This is a genomic window from Pseudomonas thivervalensis (assembly GCF_001269655.1).
Lineage (GTDB): Bacteria > Pseudomonadota > Gammaproteobacteria > Pseudomonadales > Pseudomonadaceae > Aquipseudomonas > Aquipseudomonas thivervalensis.
This window is the reverse complement of sequence record NZ_LHVE01000007.1, coordinates 449,452-464,905: the sequence shown is the minus strand read 5'-3', so window position 1 is coordinate 464,905 and position 15,454 is coordinate 449,452. Positions and strand designations below refer to the sequence as shown.

General features: G+C 62.2%; 11 protein-coding genes. 6 read left to right on the top strand and 5 right to left on the bottom strand.

Annotated features, from left to right (window positions below):
- Window positions 1-97 precede the first annotated feature (97 nt).
- Both xdhC and guaD read left to right on the top strand, forming a co-directional pair.
- Window positions 98-955: a xanthine dehydrogenase accessory protein XdhC gene (gene xdhC / locus AD659_RS09830; protein WP_053120636.1), complete on the top strand. Its 858-nt coding sequence runs from the start codon at window positions 98-100 to the stop codon at window positions 953-955.
- Entirely contained in the window at window positions 955-2,259 is a 1,305-nt protein-coding gene (gene guaD / locus AD659_RS09825) for a guanine deaminase (RefSeq protein WP_053120634.1), read from the top strand. Before xdhC ends, guaD begins: the two co-directional genes overlap by 1 nt.
- A 134-nt stretch (window positions 2,260-2,393) precedes the next feature.
- Here the strand turns inward: guaD and AD659_RS09820 are convergent, their stop codons facing one another.
- Window positions 2,394-3,158, bottom strand: a complete 765-nt coding sequence (locus AD659_RS09820) for a GntR family transcriptional regulator (protein WP_003183531.1) — start codon at window positions 3,156-3,158, stop codon at window positions 2,394-2,396.
- Window positions 3,159-3,526: 368 nt separating this feature from the next.
- Between AD659_RS09820 and AD659_RS09815 the strand changes: the two genes are divergently transcribed.
- Window positions 3,527-4,717, top strand: a complete 1,191-nt coding sequence (locus AD659_RS09815) for a benzoate/H(+) symporter BenE family transporter (protein ID WP_053120632.1) — start codon at window positions 3,527-3,529, stop codon at window positions 4,715-4,717.
- A gap of 153 nt (window positions 4,718-4,870) precedes the next feature.
- Here AD659_RS09815 and AD659_RS09810 read toward each other — a convergent pair whose 3' ends face one another.
- On the bottom strand, window positions 4,871-5,212 hold the full coding sequence (locus AD659_RS09810) for a YggL family protein (protein WP_053120629.1): 342 nt from the start codon (window positions 5,210-5,212) through the stop codon (window positions 4,871-4,873).
- 234 nt (window positions 5,213-5,446) lie between these two features.
- Between AD659_RS09810 and dacB the strand changes: the two genes are divergently transcribed.
- Window positions 5,447-6,913, top strand: a complete 1,467-nt coding sequence (gene dacB / locus AD659_RS09805; RefSeq protein ID WP_053120627.1) for a D-alanyl-D-alanine carboxypeptidase/D-alanyl-D-alanine endopeptidase — start codon at window positions 5,447-5,449, stop codon at window positions 6,911-6,913.
- A 191-nt stretch (window positions 6,914-7,104) separates the two neighbouring features.
- Here the strand turns inward: dacB and AD659_RS09800 are convergent, their stop codons facing one another.
- Together AD659_RS09800 and rlmKL are read right to left on the bottom strand one after the other, a co-directional pair.
- The gene (locus tag AD659_RS09800; RefSeq protein WP_053120625.1) at window positions 7,105-9,489 is read right to left on the bottom strand and encodes a sensor domain-containing diguanylate cyclase; all 2,385 of its coding nucleotides are present in this window, start codon (window positions 9,487-9,489) and stop codon (window positions 7,105-7,107) included.
- A gap of 142 nt (window positions 9,490-9,631) precedes the next feature.
- Window positions 9,632-11,902, bottom strand: coding sequence for a bifunctional 23S rRNA (guanine(2069)-N(7))-methyltransferase RlmK/23S rRNA (guanine(2445)-N(2))-methyltransferase RlmL (gene rlmKL, locus AD659_RS09795; RefSeq protein ID WP_053120623.1), 2,271 nt, complete (start codon window positions 11,900-11,902; stop codon window positions 9,632-9,634).
- Between the two features lie 531 nt (window positions 11,903-12,433).
- On the opposite strand from rlmKL, the gene rmf reads away from it, so the two are divergent.
- The gene (gene rmf, locus AD659_RS29175; RefSeq protein ID WP_003223300.1) at window positions 12,434-12,649 is read left to right on the top strand and encodes a ribosome modulation factor; all 216 of its coding nucleotides are present in this window, start codon (window positions 12,434-12,436) and stop codon (window positions 12,647-12,649) included.
- Window positions 12,650-12,990: 341 nt separating this feature from the next.
- On the opposite strand, the gene AD659_RS09790 is transcribed toward rmf, so the two are convergent.
- Window positions 12,991-14,010, bottom strand: a complete 1,020-nt coding sequence (locus AD659_RS09790; protein ID WP_053120621.1) for a quinone-dependent dihydroorotate dehydrogenase — start codon at window positions 14,008-14,010, stop codon at window positions 12,991-12,993.
- Window positions 14,011-14,242: 232 nt separating this feature from the next.
- Here AD659_RS09790 and AD659_RS09785 point away from each other — a divergent pair, with 232 nt between their 5' ends.
- Window positions 14,243-15,454, top strand: coding sequence for a CmpA/NrtA family ABC transporter substrate-binding protein (locus tag AD659_RS09785; protein ID WP_053120619.1), 1,212 nt, complete (start codon window positions 14,243-14,245; stop codon window positions 15,452-15,454).

Genomic DNA, 15,454 nt, shown 5'->3' with positions numbered 1-15,454 from the left:
GCCCCCGACGCTCTGCGTCGAAGTTTGAAGAGCGGACGCAGAGCGTCCAAAGATGCATTCCCACGCAGAGCGTGGGAACGAGCAGTCGAGGTGAAATATGTATAACTGGATCAGCGCCCTCGCCGACCTGCAAACCCGCGGCGAACCCTGCGTGCTGGTGACGATCATCGAAGAGCTCGGCTCCACCCCGCGCAACGCCGGTTCGAAGATGGTCATCAGCGCCAGCCAGACGTTCGACACCATCGGTGGTGGACACCTGGAATACAAGGCCATGGAAATCGCCCGGAACATGCTCGCCAGTGGCCAGCAGAACACCCATCTGGAGCGCTTCAGCCTCGGTGCGAGCCTGGGCCAGTGCTGCGGCGGTGTCACCGTGTTGCTGTTCGAACCCATGGGCCAGGTCCAGGCGCAGATCGCCGTGTTCGGTGCCGGCCATGTCGGTCGCGCCTTGGTGCCGCTGCTGGCGAGCCTGCCCTGCAAGGTGCGCTGGATCGACTCACGGGAAGCGGAGTTCCCCGAACACCTGCCCCATGGCGTGCGCAAGATCGTCACCGAAGAGCCACTGGATGAAGTCGACGACTTGCCCGCCGGCAGCTACTGCATCGTCATGACCCACAACCATCAGCTCGACCTGGAACTGAGCGCCGCGATCCTCAAGCGCAACGACTTTGCCTACTTCGGCCTGATCGGCTCGAAGACCAAGCGGGTCAAGTTCGAACATCGCCTGCGTGATCGTGGTTTTGACAGCAGCACGCTGCAACGCATGCGTTGCCCGATGGGCATCGGCGAAGTCAAAGGCAAGTTGCCTGTGGAAATCGCCATCTCCATCGCCGGCGAAATCATCGCCACCTATAACGCGGACTTCGGCCAACACACCTCGCGCGCCGAACCCATTGCCAAGTTGCTGCCGGTTTCGCGCCGCAGCCAGCGTTCATTCATTACCGAGAAATCCTGATGCCCCTGACACGCAAAGCCTACCGCGCCGCCCTGCTCCACAGCCTCGCCGACCCGGCCGAAGTGGGTATCGAGGCGTCCTATGAATATTTCGAAGACGGCCTGCTGGTGGTGGAAAACGGCCAGATCAGCGCCATCGGCCACGCCCATGACCTGTTGCCGACCTTGGCGGCGGATATCGAAATCGCCCATTACCCGGACGCGCTGATCACACCCGGGTTGATCGACACCCACATCCACCTGCCACAGACCGGCATGGTCGGCGCCTATGGCGAGCAATTGCTGGACTGGCTCAACACCTACACCTTCCCCTGCGAAAGCCAGTTCGCCGACCCGGCCCACGCCGAGGCGGTGGCGGATATTTTCGTCAAGGAACTGCTGCGCAACGGCACCACCACCGCGCTGGTGTTCGGCAGCGTGCATCCACAATCGGTGAACGCGTTTTTTGAAGTGGCCCAGAAGCTCGACCTGCGGATGATCGCCGGCAAGGTGATGATGGACCGCAACGCCCCGGACTACCTGACCGACACCGCCGAATCCAGCTACACCGAGAGCAAGACGCTGATCGAGCGCTGGCACGGCAAGGGCCGGCTGCACTACGCCGTGACCCCGCGCTTCGCCCCCACCAGCACCCCGGAACAATTGACCTTGGCCGGTCAGTTGCTGGGGGAATACCCCGACTTGTACATGCAGACTCACATCAGCGAGAACCTGCAGGAAGTGCAGTGGGTCAAGGAGCTGTTCCCGGAGCGCAAAGGTTACCTGGACGTCTACGATCATTACCAACTGCTCGGGGAGCGCTCGGTGTTCGCCCACGGCGTGCACCTGTGCGACGACGAATGCGCGCGCCTGGCCGAGACCGGTTCGGCCATCGCCTTCTGCCCGACCTCGAACTTTTTCCTCGGCAGCGGCCTGTTCAACCTGCCAATGGCCGAGAAGCACAAGGTGAACGTGGGATTGGGCACCGACGTGGGTGGCGGCACCAGTTTTTCGCTGCTGCACACCCTGAACGAAGCCTACAAGGTGATGCAGTTGCAGGGTGCGCGGTTGAGCCCGTTCAAGTCGCTGTACCTGGCCACCCTCGGCGGTGCCCGGGCCTTGCGCCTGGAGGACAGGATCGGGACGTTGCAGCCGGGGACGGACGCGGACTTCCTGGTGCTGGACTACAACGCCACGCCTTTATTGAGTTATCGCCTCAAGCAGGCCAAGGACATTGCCGAACGGTTGTTCGTGTTGATGACGCTGGGGGATGACCGGACGGTGGCGCAGACCTATGCGGCCGGTAAATTGGTGCATCAGCGGTAGATTTCAGCGCCTATGTTGATCGTTCCCACGCTCTGCGTGGGAATGCAGCCCGGGACGCTCTGCGTCCCCAAGAGCCGAACGCGGAGCGTCCGTTGAGGCATGCCCACGCAGAGCGTGGGAACGATCAGGCCAGGTTACAGCTTGGCCGTCGACCGCCCCGGCTTCTTGCTCTGCAGCAGGTGCGAAAACACCGCATGCAAGTCATCCGAGGCACTTTCCTCGTCGAGGTTGAGCTTGCTGTCGATGTGGTCCATGTGATGCATCATGAGGTCCACGGCCAACGTCGCATCGCGGGCCTCGATGGCGTCGATCAACTGGGTGTGTTCGTCGTAGGAACAGTGGGACCGGTTGCCGCTTTCGTATTGGGCGATGATCAGCGACGTCTGGGATACGAGGCTGCGCTGGAAACTGATCAGCGGGGCATTCTTCGCCGCTTCGGCCAGCTTGAGGTGGAACTCGCCCGACAAACGGATACCGGCGCCGCGGTCGCCACGGGAAAAACTGTCGCGCTCATCGCTGACCATTTGCCGCAGCTCAGCCAGTTGTTCGGCCGTGGCGTGCTGCACCGCCAGTTCGGTGATCGCCCTTTCCACCAGGCGCCGGGCCATGAACACCTGGCGCGCCTCTTCGACACTCGGGCTCGCCACCACGGCACCGCGATTGGGCCGCAGCAACACCACACCTTCGTGGGCCAGGCGTGACAGCGCCCGACGGATGATCGTGCGGCTGACCCCGAAAATCTCCCCCAGCGCCTCTTCGCTCAATTTGGTACCGGGCGCCAGGCGTTGTTCGAGGATGGCCTCGAAGATGTGCGCATAGACAATATCGTCCTGGGTTCCGCTGCGGCCGGCTTTACCGGCTCGCGGTTGTTTCTTGAGGGGCTGCAACTGTTCGTTCATGGGCACTCGAGTCGGGAGAACTGCGGCGAATTGACCGTGACTGTAATACGGCACAGCGGGTCGCTGGCAAGTATCGCGTAAAAAACAGCTCGATTGTACACAACCTCTGATGGCAACACGACTGTACGGCTGTTTGCGGGCATGGCTGTATTGCAATCGATGATGGGGTTGAGTTTAGGCTTAAACCTCGGTTTTGTGGCGAGGGTGCTTGCTCCCGCTGGATTGCGAAGCAATCCCCCCGCATTCGCTCAGATCTCCAACAGGCTGCATGACGACCGCTCCGCGGCCGAGCGGGAGCAAGCTCCCTCGCCACAAAAGCAATGGCTCGCCCGAGCCCAGCCAATCTATAACAAGGAACACCGCCCACCATGACCGAAGTCACGACCACGCCACTTCGTCCATTGGCCGATACCTCGCCTTCGGCCATCGTCGCCGGTTTCATCGCCATGATGACTGGCTACACCAGCTCCCTGGTGCTGATGTTCCAGGCCGGGCAGGCGGCGGGGTTGACCAGCGGGCAGATTTCCTCGTGGATCTGGGCGATCTCCGTAGGCATGGCGGTGTGCTCCATCGGGCTGTCGCTGCGCTATCGCACGCCGATCACCATCGCCTGGTCGACACCCGGCGCGGCGCTGCTGATCACCAGCCTGGGCGGTGTGAGTTATGGCGAGGCCATTGGCGCCTATATCACCTGTGCCATCCTGGTGACGATCTGCGGCCTGACCGGCAGTTTCGAACGCCTGGTCAAGCGCATTCCGGCTTCGCTGGCGGCGGCGTTGCTGGCGGGGATCCTGTTCAAGATCGGCAGCGAGATCTTCGTCGCCACCCAGCATCGCACCGGCCTGGTGCTGGGGATGTTTTTCACTTACCTGATCGTCAAGCGCCTGTCACCACGCTACGCGGTGCTGGCGGCGTTGCTAATCGGCACGGCGCTGTCCGGCGTGCTGGGGCTGTTGGACTTCAGCGGCTTTGCCCTGGAAGTCGCGACACCGGTCTGGACCACGCCGCACTTTTCCCTGGCGGCCACCATCAGCATCGGCATTCCGTTGTTCGTGGTGGCGATGACCTCGCAGAACATGCCCGGCATCGCCGTGCTGCGAGCAGATGGTTACCACGTGCCGGCTTCACCATTGATCACCAGCACCGGCATCGCCTCGCTGCTGCTGGCGCCGTTCGGCTCCCATGGCATCAACCTGGCGGCGATCAGCGCAGCCATCTGCACCGGGCCCCACGCCCACGAAGATCGCAACAAACGCTACACGGCAGCGGTGTGGTGCGGGATCTTCTACGGGATTGCCGGGGTGTTCGGCGCGACGCTGGCCGCGTTGTTCGCGGCGCTGCCCAAGGAACTGGTGCTGTCCATCGCGGCCCTGGCGCTGTTCGGATCGATCATCAATGGCTTGAGCATCGCCATGAGCGAAGTGAAGGAGCGGGAAGCGGCGCTGATCACCTTCATGGTCACGGCGTCGGGGCTGACGCTGTTCTCCATCGGTTCGGCGTTCTGGGGGATTGTGGCGGGGGTATTGACCTTGCTCATCCTGAACTGGCGTAGCGCCTGAAGGCATCGCGAGCAAGCTCGCTCCCACATGGGGACTTGTGTCGTTCACATAACCTGTGGGGGCGAGCTTGCTCGCGATAGCGGCCTGACAGACAGCAAAAAATCCAGGCACAAAAAAACCGGCACCTGTAAAGGTTGCCGGCTTTTCGAAACATCAAGCCTTGTTGATCGGCTTTTCCGGATACCAGACGTCCAGCAACGGGCTGACTTCAACGCTGGTCAGCTCAGGACGGGCCTTGAGCCAAGCCTCGACGGCAGCACGCTGTTCTTCGGTGACCGAGCCACGTTTCTGCAGGCAAACCAGACCGTAGTCGTCGCCGCCGACGTAGCCAAGGCCATTGGCTTCCATGGCTTGTTTCAGGAACGCGTCGAGGAAAGCGTCAATAGCCTCATCGGCCAGATCTTCTTTGAAATCCAGGTTCAGTTCGAAACCCAGCTCTTGAAATTCATCCACGCACAGCTTTTTGCGCAGACGCTGGGAACGGTTAGTCGCCATTGAAACAATCCTCATAAGTAATAACGGCCGGCACTTTACCAGTTTGGCGCGTCGAATGCCCGACTCATCGGGCATGTCTGCCTACCGCCGGTAAAAAAATACCGCTTCGCTGGGCTTGGGCACGGCACATGCCGTTGCGCCTTGGGGCATAATGCCGACACTTTCATGACCGTTGAGGACGTTCATTTTCATGTCCTCGTTTTTTTCCCCCTCGCCCGTAGGGTTTTATTTCAAATGATCAAATCTTTGCGTCCACTGCTTCTGGCCAGCCTTCTTCTTCCCCTGGCCCTCCCTGTCACCACCCATGCCGCCACGATCAACACTGCCCTGTCGCCCAATGTGCAAAAGGCCCTGAAGAACAGCAAACTGCAGGACGACGCCCTGTCCCTGGTGCTGGTACCGCTCAACGGCCCCGGCACCCCGACCCTGTACAACGCCGACGTTTCGGTCAATCCGGCTTCCACCATGAAACTGGTGACCACCTACGCGGCCCTGGAAATGCTCGGCCCCAATCACCAATGGAAAACCGAGTTCTACACCGACGGCACCCTCAGCGGCGGGATCCTCAACGGCAACCTGTACCTCAAGGGCGGCGGCGACCCCAAGCTGAACATGGAAAAACTCTGGCTGCTGATGCGCGACCTGCGGGCCAACGGCGTGCAGCAGGTCACCGGCGACCTGGTGCTGGATCGCAGTTTCTTCATCCAGCCGCAACTGCCCGAGTTCAACGACGACGGCAACGACGAAAACAAACCGTTCCTGGTCAAGCCCGACTCGCTGCTGGTCAACCTCAAGGCCCTGCGCTTCGTCGCCCGCAATGATGGCGGCCGGGTGCTGGTGTCGGTGGAGCCACCGATTGCCAGCATTCGCATCGAAAACGTGGTCAAGGCCGTCAACGGCAAGCAATGTGCCGGCGGCGTTCGCTACAACCCCGTAGCCCAGGCCGATGGCAGCATGACCGTCACGGTAAGCGGCCAGCTCGGTGAAGGTTGCAGCTCCCAGACCTACCTGTCGCTGCTCGATCACGCCACCTACACCGCGGGCGCCGTGCGGGCGATCTGGAAGGAGCTGGGCGGCAGCATCCAGGGCCAGGACCGCCTGGCCACGACTCCGAGCAATGCCAAGGTGCTGGCCCGGGCGTTCTCCCCGGACCTGGCGGAGATCATCCGCGACATCAACAAATACAGTAACAACACCATGGCCCAACAGTTGTTCCTGAGCCTGGGCGCACAATTTCGCAACGAAGCCGACGGTGACGACGCCAAGGCTGCGCAACGGGTGGTGCGCCAATGGCTGGCGAAGAAAGGCATCACCGCGCCGCACCTGGTGATGGAGAACGGTTCCGGCCTGTCCCGCGCCGAACGGGTCAGCGCCCGGGAAATGGCGGCGATGCTGCAAGCCGCCTGGCGCAGCCCGTACTCAGCGGAGTTCATCAGTTCGATGCCGATTGCCGGCACCGACGGCACCATGCGCAAACGCCTGAAGACCACCGCCATGGCGGGCGAGGCCCACGTCAAGACAGGGACCCTGAACACCGTCCGCGCCATCGCCGGCTACAGCCGCGACATCAATGGAAACACCTGGGCGGTGGTGGCGATCCTCAACGATCCGAAGCCATGGGGCGCTTCGTCGGTGCTGGACCAGGTGCTGCTGGACCTGTACCGCCAGCCGAAACTGCCGCAGACGGCTTCGGTGCTCTGAGCCAGCGCATACCCAATGCGGGGGCCTGCTCGCGATTCGGTCGGTCAGTTGATAGGAATGTGACTGACCTGGCGCCATCGCGAGCAAGCTCGCTCCCACACTGGATTTTCAGTGGGCACAACATTTGTGTACGACCAGATCCAATGTGGGAGCGAGCCTGCTCGCTCCCACATTTAGCTAGCGTGAAGCCTTTAGCCCAGCTGCGTCTCGACCCGATCCCGCCCGGCCTGCTTGGCCGCATACACACCCGAGTCGGCCCTTAGCAGCAGCGCATCGGCGCCCTCCCCGGCGCGCCAGGTGGCAATGCCGAAGCTGGCAGTGACAACCCCAACATCCTCGATAGGCGCAGCCCGCAAGCCTTCCCACAGCCCCAGCGCCAGGGAATAGGCGCTGTCGCTGTCAGTGTCCGGGCACAGCACCACGAACTCTTCCCCGCCCAGCCGGCAGAACACATCGGTGCGGCGCAGTCGTTGCACGATGCGCTGGCAGACCGCCTGCAACACACGGTCGCCCACCGCATGGCCGTGTTGGTCGTTGATGCGCTTGAAGTGATCGATATCGAGCATGATCACCGCCAGCCCTCCAGAACCGCGCTCGACCCGGGACATTTCCGAAGTCAGGCGCTCCTGGAAATAGCGGCGGTTGCGAATGCCGGTCAAGGCGTCGGTCACGGACAGCGCCCGCAATTCTTCTTCCACGCGCTTGAGATCGGAAATATCCGAGATATAGCCGTGCCACAACACCCCGCCGCCAGGCAGTTCCTCGGGCGTGGCCTCGCCGCGTACCCAACGCAGGCCGCGCAAGGGCAACTGCACCCGGTACTCTTCCCGCCACGGGCTCAAGGTATCGGCTGAAGCACGAATCGACGCACGGACGCGGGTACTGTCCAACGGATGAATACGGGAAAAAATCGCCTCGGCGTTCTGCACCAGCACATCAGGTTCCAGTTCATAGATGTCACGAATGCCGTCGCTGGCATAGATCACGCTGAAGCGGCCATTGAAATCCATCTTGAATTGATAGATCCCCCCAGGCACATGGGCGCTGAGTTTTTTCAGCAGCAGGTCCCGGGCGGCCAGTGCTTCGTGGACACGCTTGCGTTCAGTGATGTCGATGCAGATCGCCAGGTGCCCGACCCACAGCCCCTGGTCATCGAGCATCGGCGTGGCCAGCATGTTCACGGTCAGGTGGCTGCCGTCACGGCGCACCAGGGTCCATTCCCGCGCCTGCTGCCCACCCTGTTCGCCGCCTTCGAGCAACATCGCATGACAGGTGGGGATCGGCTTGCCAAAGCGCGCGCCAAGCTGGGCGGCCCGGGCCTGGAGTTCGCGCGGTACATGCAGGCTTTCCAGGGTCATGCTTTGCAACACCTCGCACCCCTGGTAGCCGAGCATCTGTTCGGCGCCAGCGTTGAACGTGGTAATGACGCCGCGCAGGTCGGTGGCGATGATCGCGACCTGGGTCGCGGCATCCAGCACACCGCGCAACTGGCCATGGGTACCGCGCAATTCCTGCTCCCGAGCGCGCAATTCACCGGTGCGTTGCTCGACCAGTTTCAAGGCCCGCTGGCGCTGGCTGACCAGCACATAGAGCAAGGCACTGAGCAGCAGGCTGAGCAGGCTGCCCAGCACCACCAGGCTCGTCACAGAAGAGTGATTGGAGGACAGGAACATCCGGCTGGGCCGCAACTCCACTCGGTAGCTGCGATCGGCCAGGCGCAACAGGCGGGTCGCCGACAAATCACTGTCGCCTGGCGCGTCGAGGGAATCGAACAACACTTCCTCCCGGTCGTCGGTGGACAGATCCAGAACACGCATCGACAGGTTGTCATGACCTGCGGCCGGCAAACCATCGCCGACCAACTGACGCATGTTGAGGCCCGCCACCACGTAACCGAACGGCTCCTTGGCCGAGGCTCGGGTGACCGGCGCAACCAGCAACACCCCACGCGCGAAATCCGGGCCCACCCCCATCAGGTCCAACGGCTGCGAAACCACCACCGTGCCCAGCGAGCGCGCCTGCTCAAGTGCGGCCCGACGCAATGGATGGGACAGCAGATCGAACCCCAGGGGTGACATTGAGAGCGGCTGGCTCTGGAGGTATAGCACCGGCACGTATTCGTCCCGCTCGGCGGCCTGCCGCAGGCCGCCGCCATCGCCGGTCTCACGGATGCCAAAGGAGTCGTCGCCCTGCTCCCGCGTCGCTTGTTCGAAGGATTGTCGTTGCTCCCGGGTGATCCGTGGTGCCCAGGCGAAGGCCAGGGTGCGCCGCAGCAACGGTTCGACGTAGCCATGAAATTCCGCGTTGGAAACCCCTGCCGAATTGGCAAAGAACCGCCGTAGGCCATCGAGACGTTGTTCCTCGTCCTGGAACCGTTCTTCGGTGCGGCTGAAGCGCTCCTCGGCTTGCAACTCGAAACGCTGGCGCAATTGCTGGTTGATCAGGTTCATCATCGCCCAGCTCAGCACGCCGGTCAGGCAGGTACCGGCCAGCAGCACCAGCGAAGCCACCAGCCAGGCCGACACGTCTTCGCTGATAAAGCCCAGGATCCTGGGGCGCACCTGATGCAATGCCATAAATACAACTCGCAAAGGTACCAGGCATAGGCACAGCCCTGGACACAGCCTAAGTTATAGCTATTCGCCATCACTTTGGCCAGTCCCCAAATGAGGCTAAAAGCCTTGAATTACAAGGCTCCGTGGATCCAATCGGCCTCGATCAACGCGCCATGATCTTCCAGGCACGGTGGATCTTCCCGTTGCGAGCGAAATCCGGATCGATGGTCTTGGCGGTGATTTCTTCTACCGCATAACGCTCGCCGAGGTTGTCCTCGAGCTGGAACTTGCGGAAGTTGTTGGAAAAATACAGCACACCGCCCGGCGCCAGGCGCGCCATGGCCAGGTCCAGTAACTGGACGTGGTCGCGCTGCACATCGAACACGCCTTCCATGCGCTTGGAGTTGGAGAAGGTCGGCGGGTCGATGAAGATCAGGTCGTACTCGTCACGACTGGCTTCCAGCCAGGCCATCACGTCGCCCTGCTCCAGGCGGTTCTTGTCGGAAAAACCATTGAGCGACAGGTTGCGCCGCGCCCAGTCCAGGTAGGTCTTGGACAAGTCGACGCTGGTGGTACTGCGCGCGCCGCCCTTGGCGGCGTGGACGCTGGCGGTCGCGGTGTAGCAGAACAGGTTGAGGAAGCGCTTGCCGGCCGCCTCTTTCTGGATCCGCAGGCGCATCGGCCGATGATCGAGAAACAGCCCGGTGTCCAGGTAGTCGGTGAGGTTGACCAGCAGCTTCACGCCGCCTTCGTTGACCTCGGTGAACTTGCCCTGGGCGCTCTGGCGCTCGTACTGCTTGGTACCGCTCTGACGCTCGCGGCGCTTGATCACCACGCGGTTCTTGTCGATGTTCAGTGCCTGGGGAATGGCCGCCAGGGCGTCGAACAGTCGGGCCGAGGCCTTTTCCGGGTCGATGGACTTCGGCGCGACGTATTCCTGGACGTGAACCCAATCGTGGTAGAGGTCGATGGCCATGGAGTATTCCGGCATGTCGGCATCGTAGACCCGGTAGCAATCCACGCCTTCACGCTTGGCCCATTTGCTCAGCAACTTGAGGTTCTTTTGCAGGCGATTGGCGAACATCTGCCCGCCTTCGCTCAACCGCGCCTGCTCGACCACAGGGGCTGGCGCCGGGGCAGGTTTGATCGGGTTGCCATTCTTGTTGTACTGGCGCTCTTGCGGGACTTCAGGGGCCTGATCGTAAATGGCCTGTTCACGCTCGGCCTGGCGTTGTTCCGGGGTGCGACGTTCGCCGGTGACGAACTGGTCCGGCAGGACCTTGATCAGCAGCAACTTGCACGGCAAGGCGCCGTTCCAGAACGAATACTGCTTGTGGCTGCGAATGCCCATGCGCTTGCCCAGGTCCGGCGCGCCGGTGAATACCGCCGCCTCCCAGTTCAGGCACGCCTGGCGCAGGCGCTCGCCGAGGTTCTGGTAGAGGTAAAGCAAGCTCGCTTCATCGCCCAGACGCTCGCCATACGGCGGGTTGCAGATCACCAGGCCTTTCTGATTCTGGTCCGGACGCGGTTCGAAGGTGGCGACTTCGCCTTGATAGATCTTGATCCACTCGCTCAGGCCCGCACGTTCGACGTTGTTGCGGCCCGGTTGGATCAGCCGCGGGTCGGCTTCGTAGCCGCGAATCCACAACGGTGGCTTGGCCAGCCCGGCGGCGGCGCGCTCGGTGGCTTCTTCGTGGAGTTTCTTCCACAACGCCGGCACGTGGCCGAGCCAGGCGGTGAAACCCCACTGCTGACGACGCAGGTTCGGCGCCATGTCAGCGGCGATCATGCCGGCTTCCACCAGGAACGTGCCGACGCCGCACATCGGGTCGGCCAGCGCCCCGCCTTCAGCGGCAATACGCGGCCAACCGGCACGGATCAGGATCGCGGCGGCGAGGTTTTCCTTCAGCGGCGCGGCGCCTTGCTGCAAGCGATAACCGCGCTGGTGCAGGCTATGGCCGGAAAGGTCGAGGGAGAGGATCGCTTCGCCGCGGTCCAGGCGCAGGTGAATGCGCAGGTCCGGGTTGAGCTTGTCGATGGATGGCCGCTCGCCCGATGGCGTGCGCAGCTTGTCGACGATGGCGTCCTTGACCTTCAAGGCACCGAAGTGGGTGTTGTCGATGCCCGAGCCATGGCCGCTGAACTCCACGGCCAGAGTGCCATCGGCCAGCATGTGGTCTTGCCAGTCGACATCCAGCACGCCGTGGTACAGGTCTTCGGCGTCCTTCATCGCAAAGCGCTTGAGCACCAGCAACACGCGGTTGGCCAGGCGCGACCACAGGCACAGGCGATAGGCCGTTTCCATGTCGGCCATGCCGCGCACGGCGGAGGTGTGCTCGCGCGCCTCTTCAAGGCCAAGCCCGACGGCTTCCTCGATCAGCAGGCCTTCGAGGCCCTTGGGACAAGTGAGGAAGAGTTCGAAACGATCGGACATGGGATTTCCAGAGCCTTTGGCTAAGTGGACCGGGCAACGCATTGCCGGGCCGGGTTCAGTCAGGTGCTTTTCTCAAGAGCACCCGCGTGGCACGAAAGTGTGCCGTGCCGCCCTCGCCGCTCAGGTTAAAAGAGCTTAGATGCGAAGGCAGAAAAAAAATTCTGTGCAACAAATTGTGAAAACTCGACCCTTTCGTCGAATAGTACCCGAGTGCAACGGGAGGACATTCTCATTCGAGGGAGGGCAGCCCCCTTTGGCGCAGGGCCGATCATACAGGGGTCTCGCTCAAAAGCGGTCAACGAACATCAAGTTACTTATCTCCCTAACATCTTTATTGTTACGTGCTTATGACAAAACGATCATTCCATCCCTGCGACGCTTTGGTTAGAACTCAACACAGGTTGACGTCGCAACGGCGTCAACACCTTGGCTCGTCACGCCGGCAACGAGCCCCCAACGGCAGAATGATTCTGCCCCGGCCTCGATAGAGGTCGACGCTAAGCAACAGTCAACAAGTGAGGGCAACACCCTATGAGAAGACTTAAGCGTGATCCGTTGGAAAGAGCATTTTTGCGTGGTTACCAATATGGCGTTGGTGGTAAATCCCGTGAGCTTTGCCCCTTTACTCTACCGTCGGTACGTCAAGCCTGGATCAATGGCTGGCGAGAAGGACGCGGCGACAACTGGGACGGTATGACCGGCACTGCGGGTATCCACAGACTCAACGAACTTCACGCCGTCGGCTGACACAGGGCTTAATACTCAAGAACTCGACAATTTGACATCCCTATCGATTTAACCACGCACGTCCCATCCGGACGGCGGGCTACGGCCCAGGGGGCTCCTTCGAGGAGCCCTTTTTAATGGACATCTCAAAGACAACATTCTGTGGCGAGGGAGCTTGCTCCCGCTGGGCTGCGCCCTGTAGGAGCTGTCGAGTGCAACGAGGCTGCGATCTTGTCCCAGACAATTGAGCCAAAAGCGAACGACCAAGATCAAAAGATCGCAGGCTACGCCAGCTCCTACAGAGTCCAGCGGGAGCAAGCTCCCTCGCCACAATGGATCAGCGCCGAACTTTAACCTTCGCTTCAACCCAACGCAGCAATCGCATCCACCGACTCACGAATCAACGCCGGCCCTTTGTAGATGAAGCCTGAATAGACCTGCACCAGGCTCGCCCCGGCAGTGATCTTCTCGGCGGCGTGCTTGCCTTCGGTAATACCGCCCGCCGCGATGATCGGCAAGCGCCCCGCCAATTCGGCGGCCAGCACCTTCACAGTGTGGGTGCTCTTGTCACGCACTGGCGCGCCCGACAAGCCACCCGCCTCGTCACCGTGCTCCAGCCCTTCGACGCCTTCGCGCCCCAGGGTCGTGTTGGTGGCGATCACCGCGTCCATGCCCGTCTCGATCAGGGCCTGGGCCACCTGGGTGGTCTCCTCGTCGGTCATGTCCGGGGCGATCTTGATCGCCAGTGGCACATGCCGGCCGTGGGTCAACGCCAGTTCCGCGCGACGCCTGGCCAGGTCGGCCAGCAGTTGCTTGAGCGAATCACCGAATTGCAGGCTGCGCAGCCCCGGGGTGTTGGGGGAGCTGACGTTGACGGTCACGTAGCTGGCGTGGGCGTAGACCTTGTCCAGGCAGATCAGGTAGTCGTCGACTGCGCGCTCCACCGGCGTGTCGAAGTTCTTGCCGATGTTGATGCCCAGCACGCCCTGGTACTTGGCCGCGGCCACACGGGCCAGCAGATGATCGACGCCCAGGTTGTTGAACCCCATGCGGTTGATGATCGCCTCGGCTTGCGGCAGGCGAAAGATCCGTGGCTTGGGGTTGCCCGGCTGCGGTCGTGGGGTGACGGTGCCGATTTCCACGAAACCGAAACCCAACTGGGCGAAGCCGTCGATGGCCGCGCCATTCTTGTCCAGGCCCGCCGCCAAACCGACCGGGTTGGGAAACGCCAGGCCCATGACCGTCACCGGCAATTTCGCCGGGGCCTTGCACAGCAAGCCGTTGAGGCCGAGGCGTCCGCCCGCGCCGATCAAGTCCAGGGACAGGTCGTGGGAAGTTTCCGGGGAGAGTTTGAACAGCAGTTCACGGGCCAGGGTGTACATGGGCGGCTTTGACTCGGGCGACGAAATGAGGCGGCGATTATAGCCGGGCAACGGCGGCTCAAGCGAGGCGCCCGCACAAAACGATAGCGCTGGCATATGCCTTGCACCCTTTTGGTCATCAGCACCCATGCCAGCGACGGAATGAGTGCCACACTGTTTTAAGGGACAACGGCGTCGTCGTCCGGTCTCCTGAGCCCGGACACGGCGCTTTTTTATGCGGAAGGTGATACCGATGAATGAAGTTCCAGCCAATCCCCTGGCCTGGGTCAACGGCAGCGATGCCCCGGAAAAGAGCGCGGTCAACCTCGGTTTCATGGCCTTGAGCGACTGTGCCCCGGTGGTGGTGGCCGCCACCCAGGGCTTCGCCCAACCTTACGGCCTGACCTTGAACCTCAAGCGCCAGGCGTCCTGGGCCAATCTGCGGGACAAACTGGTCAGCGGTGAAATCGATGCCGCCCACAGCCTGTATGGCCTGATCTACGCCGTGCACTTGGGCATCGGCGGGGTCGCCCCGACCGACATGGCGGTGTTGATGGGGCTGAACCAGAATGGCCAGAGCATCAACCTGTCCCATGGCTTGCAGGCCCAGGGCGTGACCAGTCCTGAAGCACTGGAACGGCACGTGCACCAAACTCGCCCGAAACTGACCTTCGCCCAGACCTTCCCCACCGGCACCCACGCCATGTGGCTCTATTACTGGCTCGCCGCCCAGGGCATCCACCCCTTGTCGGACGTCGACAGCGTGGTGGTGCCGCCGCCACAAATGGTCGCGCACCTGCAAGCCGGGCGCATCGACGGGTTTTGTGTGGGCGAACCCTGGTGCGCCAGCGCGGTGAAGCAAAACCTCGGCTTTACCCTGGCGACCACCCAGACCATCTGGCCGGATCACCCGGAAAAAGTCCTCGGCTGCACCCGTGCGTTCGTCGAGCAATACCCCAATACCGCCCGGGCCTTGGTGATGGCGATCCTCGAAGCCAGCCGCTTCATCGAGCAAAGCAACGAGAACCGTCGCAGCACCGCGCAACTGTTGAGTGCGCCGGAATACCTCGACGCCCCGCTGGACTGTATCGAGCCACGCCTGCTGGGCATCTATGCCGACGGCTTGGGCAACAGTTGGCAGGATCCCCACGCCATGCGTTTTCATGGCGGCGGCGAGGTGAACCTGCCGTACCTGTCCGACGGCATGTGGTTCATGACCCAGTTCCGTCGCTGGGGCCTGCTGCGCGAAGACCCGGATTACCTGGCCGTAACCCGGGACGTCCAGCAGCTCACGCTGTACCGTGAAGCCTGCGCGGCGCTGGACATTGCGTCCCCGGTCCAGGACATGCGCAGCAGCCAGTTGATCGACGGCACCACCTGGGATGGCTCGGACCCGGCCGGGTACGCCCGCAGCTTCAAACTGCACGCCTTGAGCGATGCGGCTCCCCTTCTCGCCAGCCGCTGA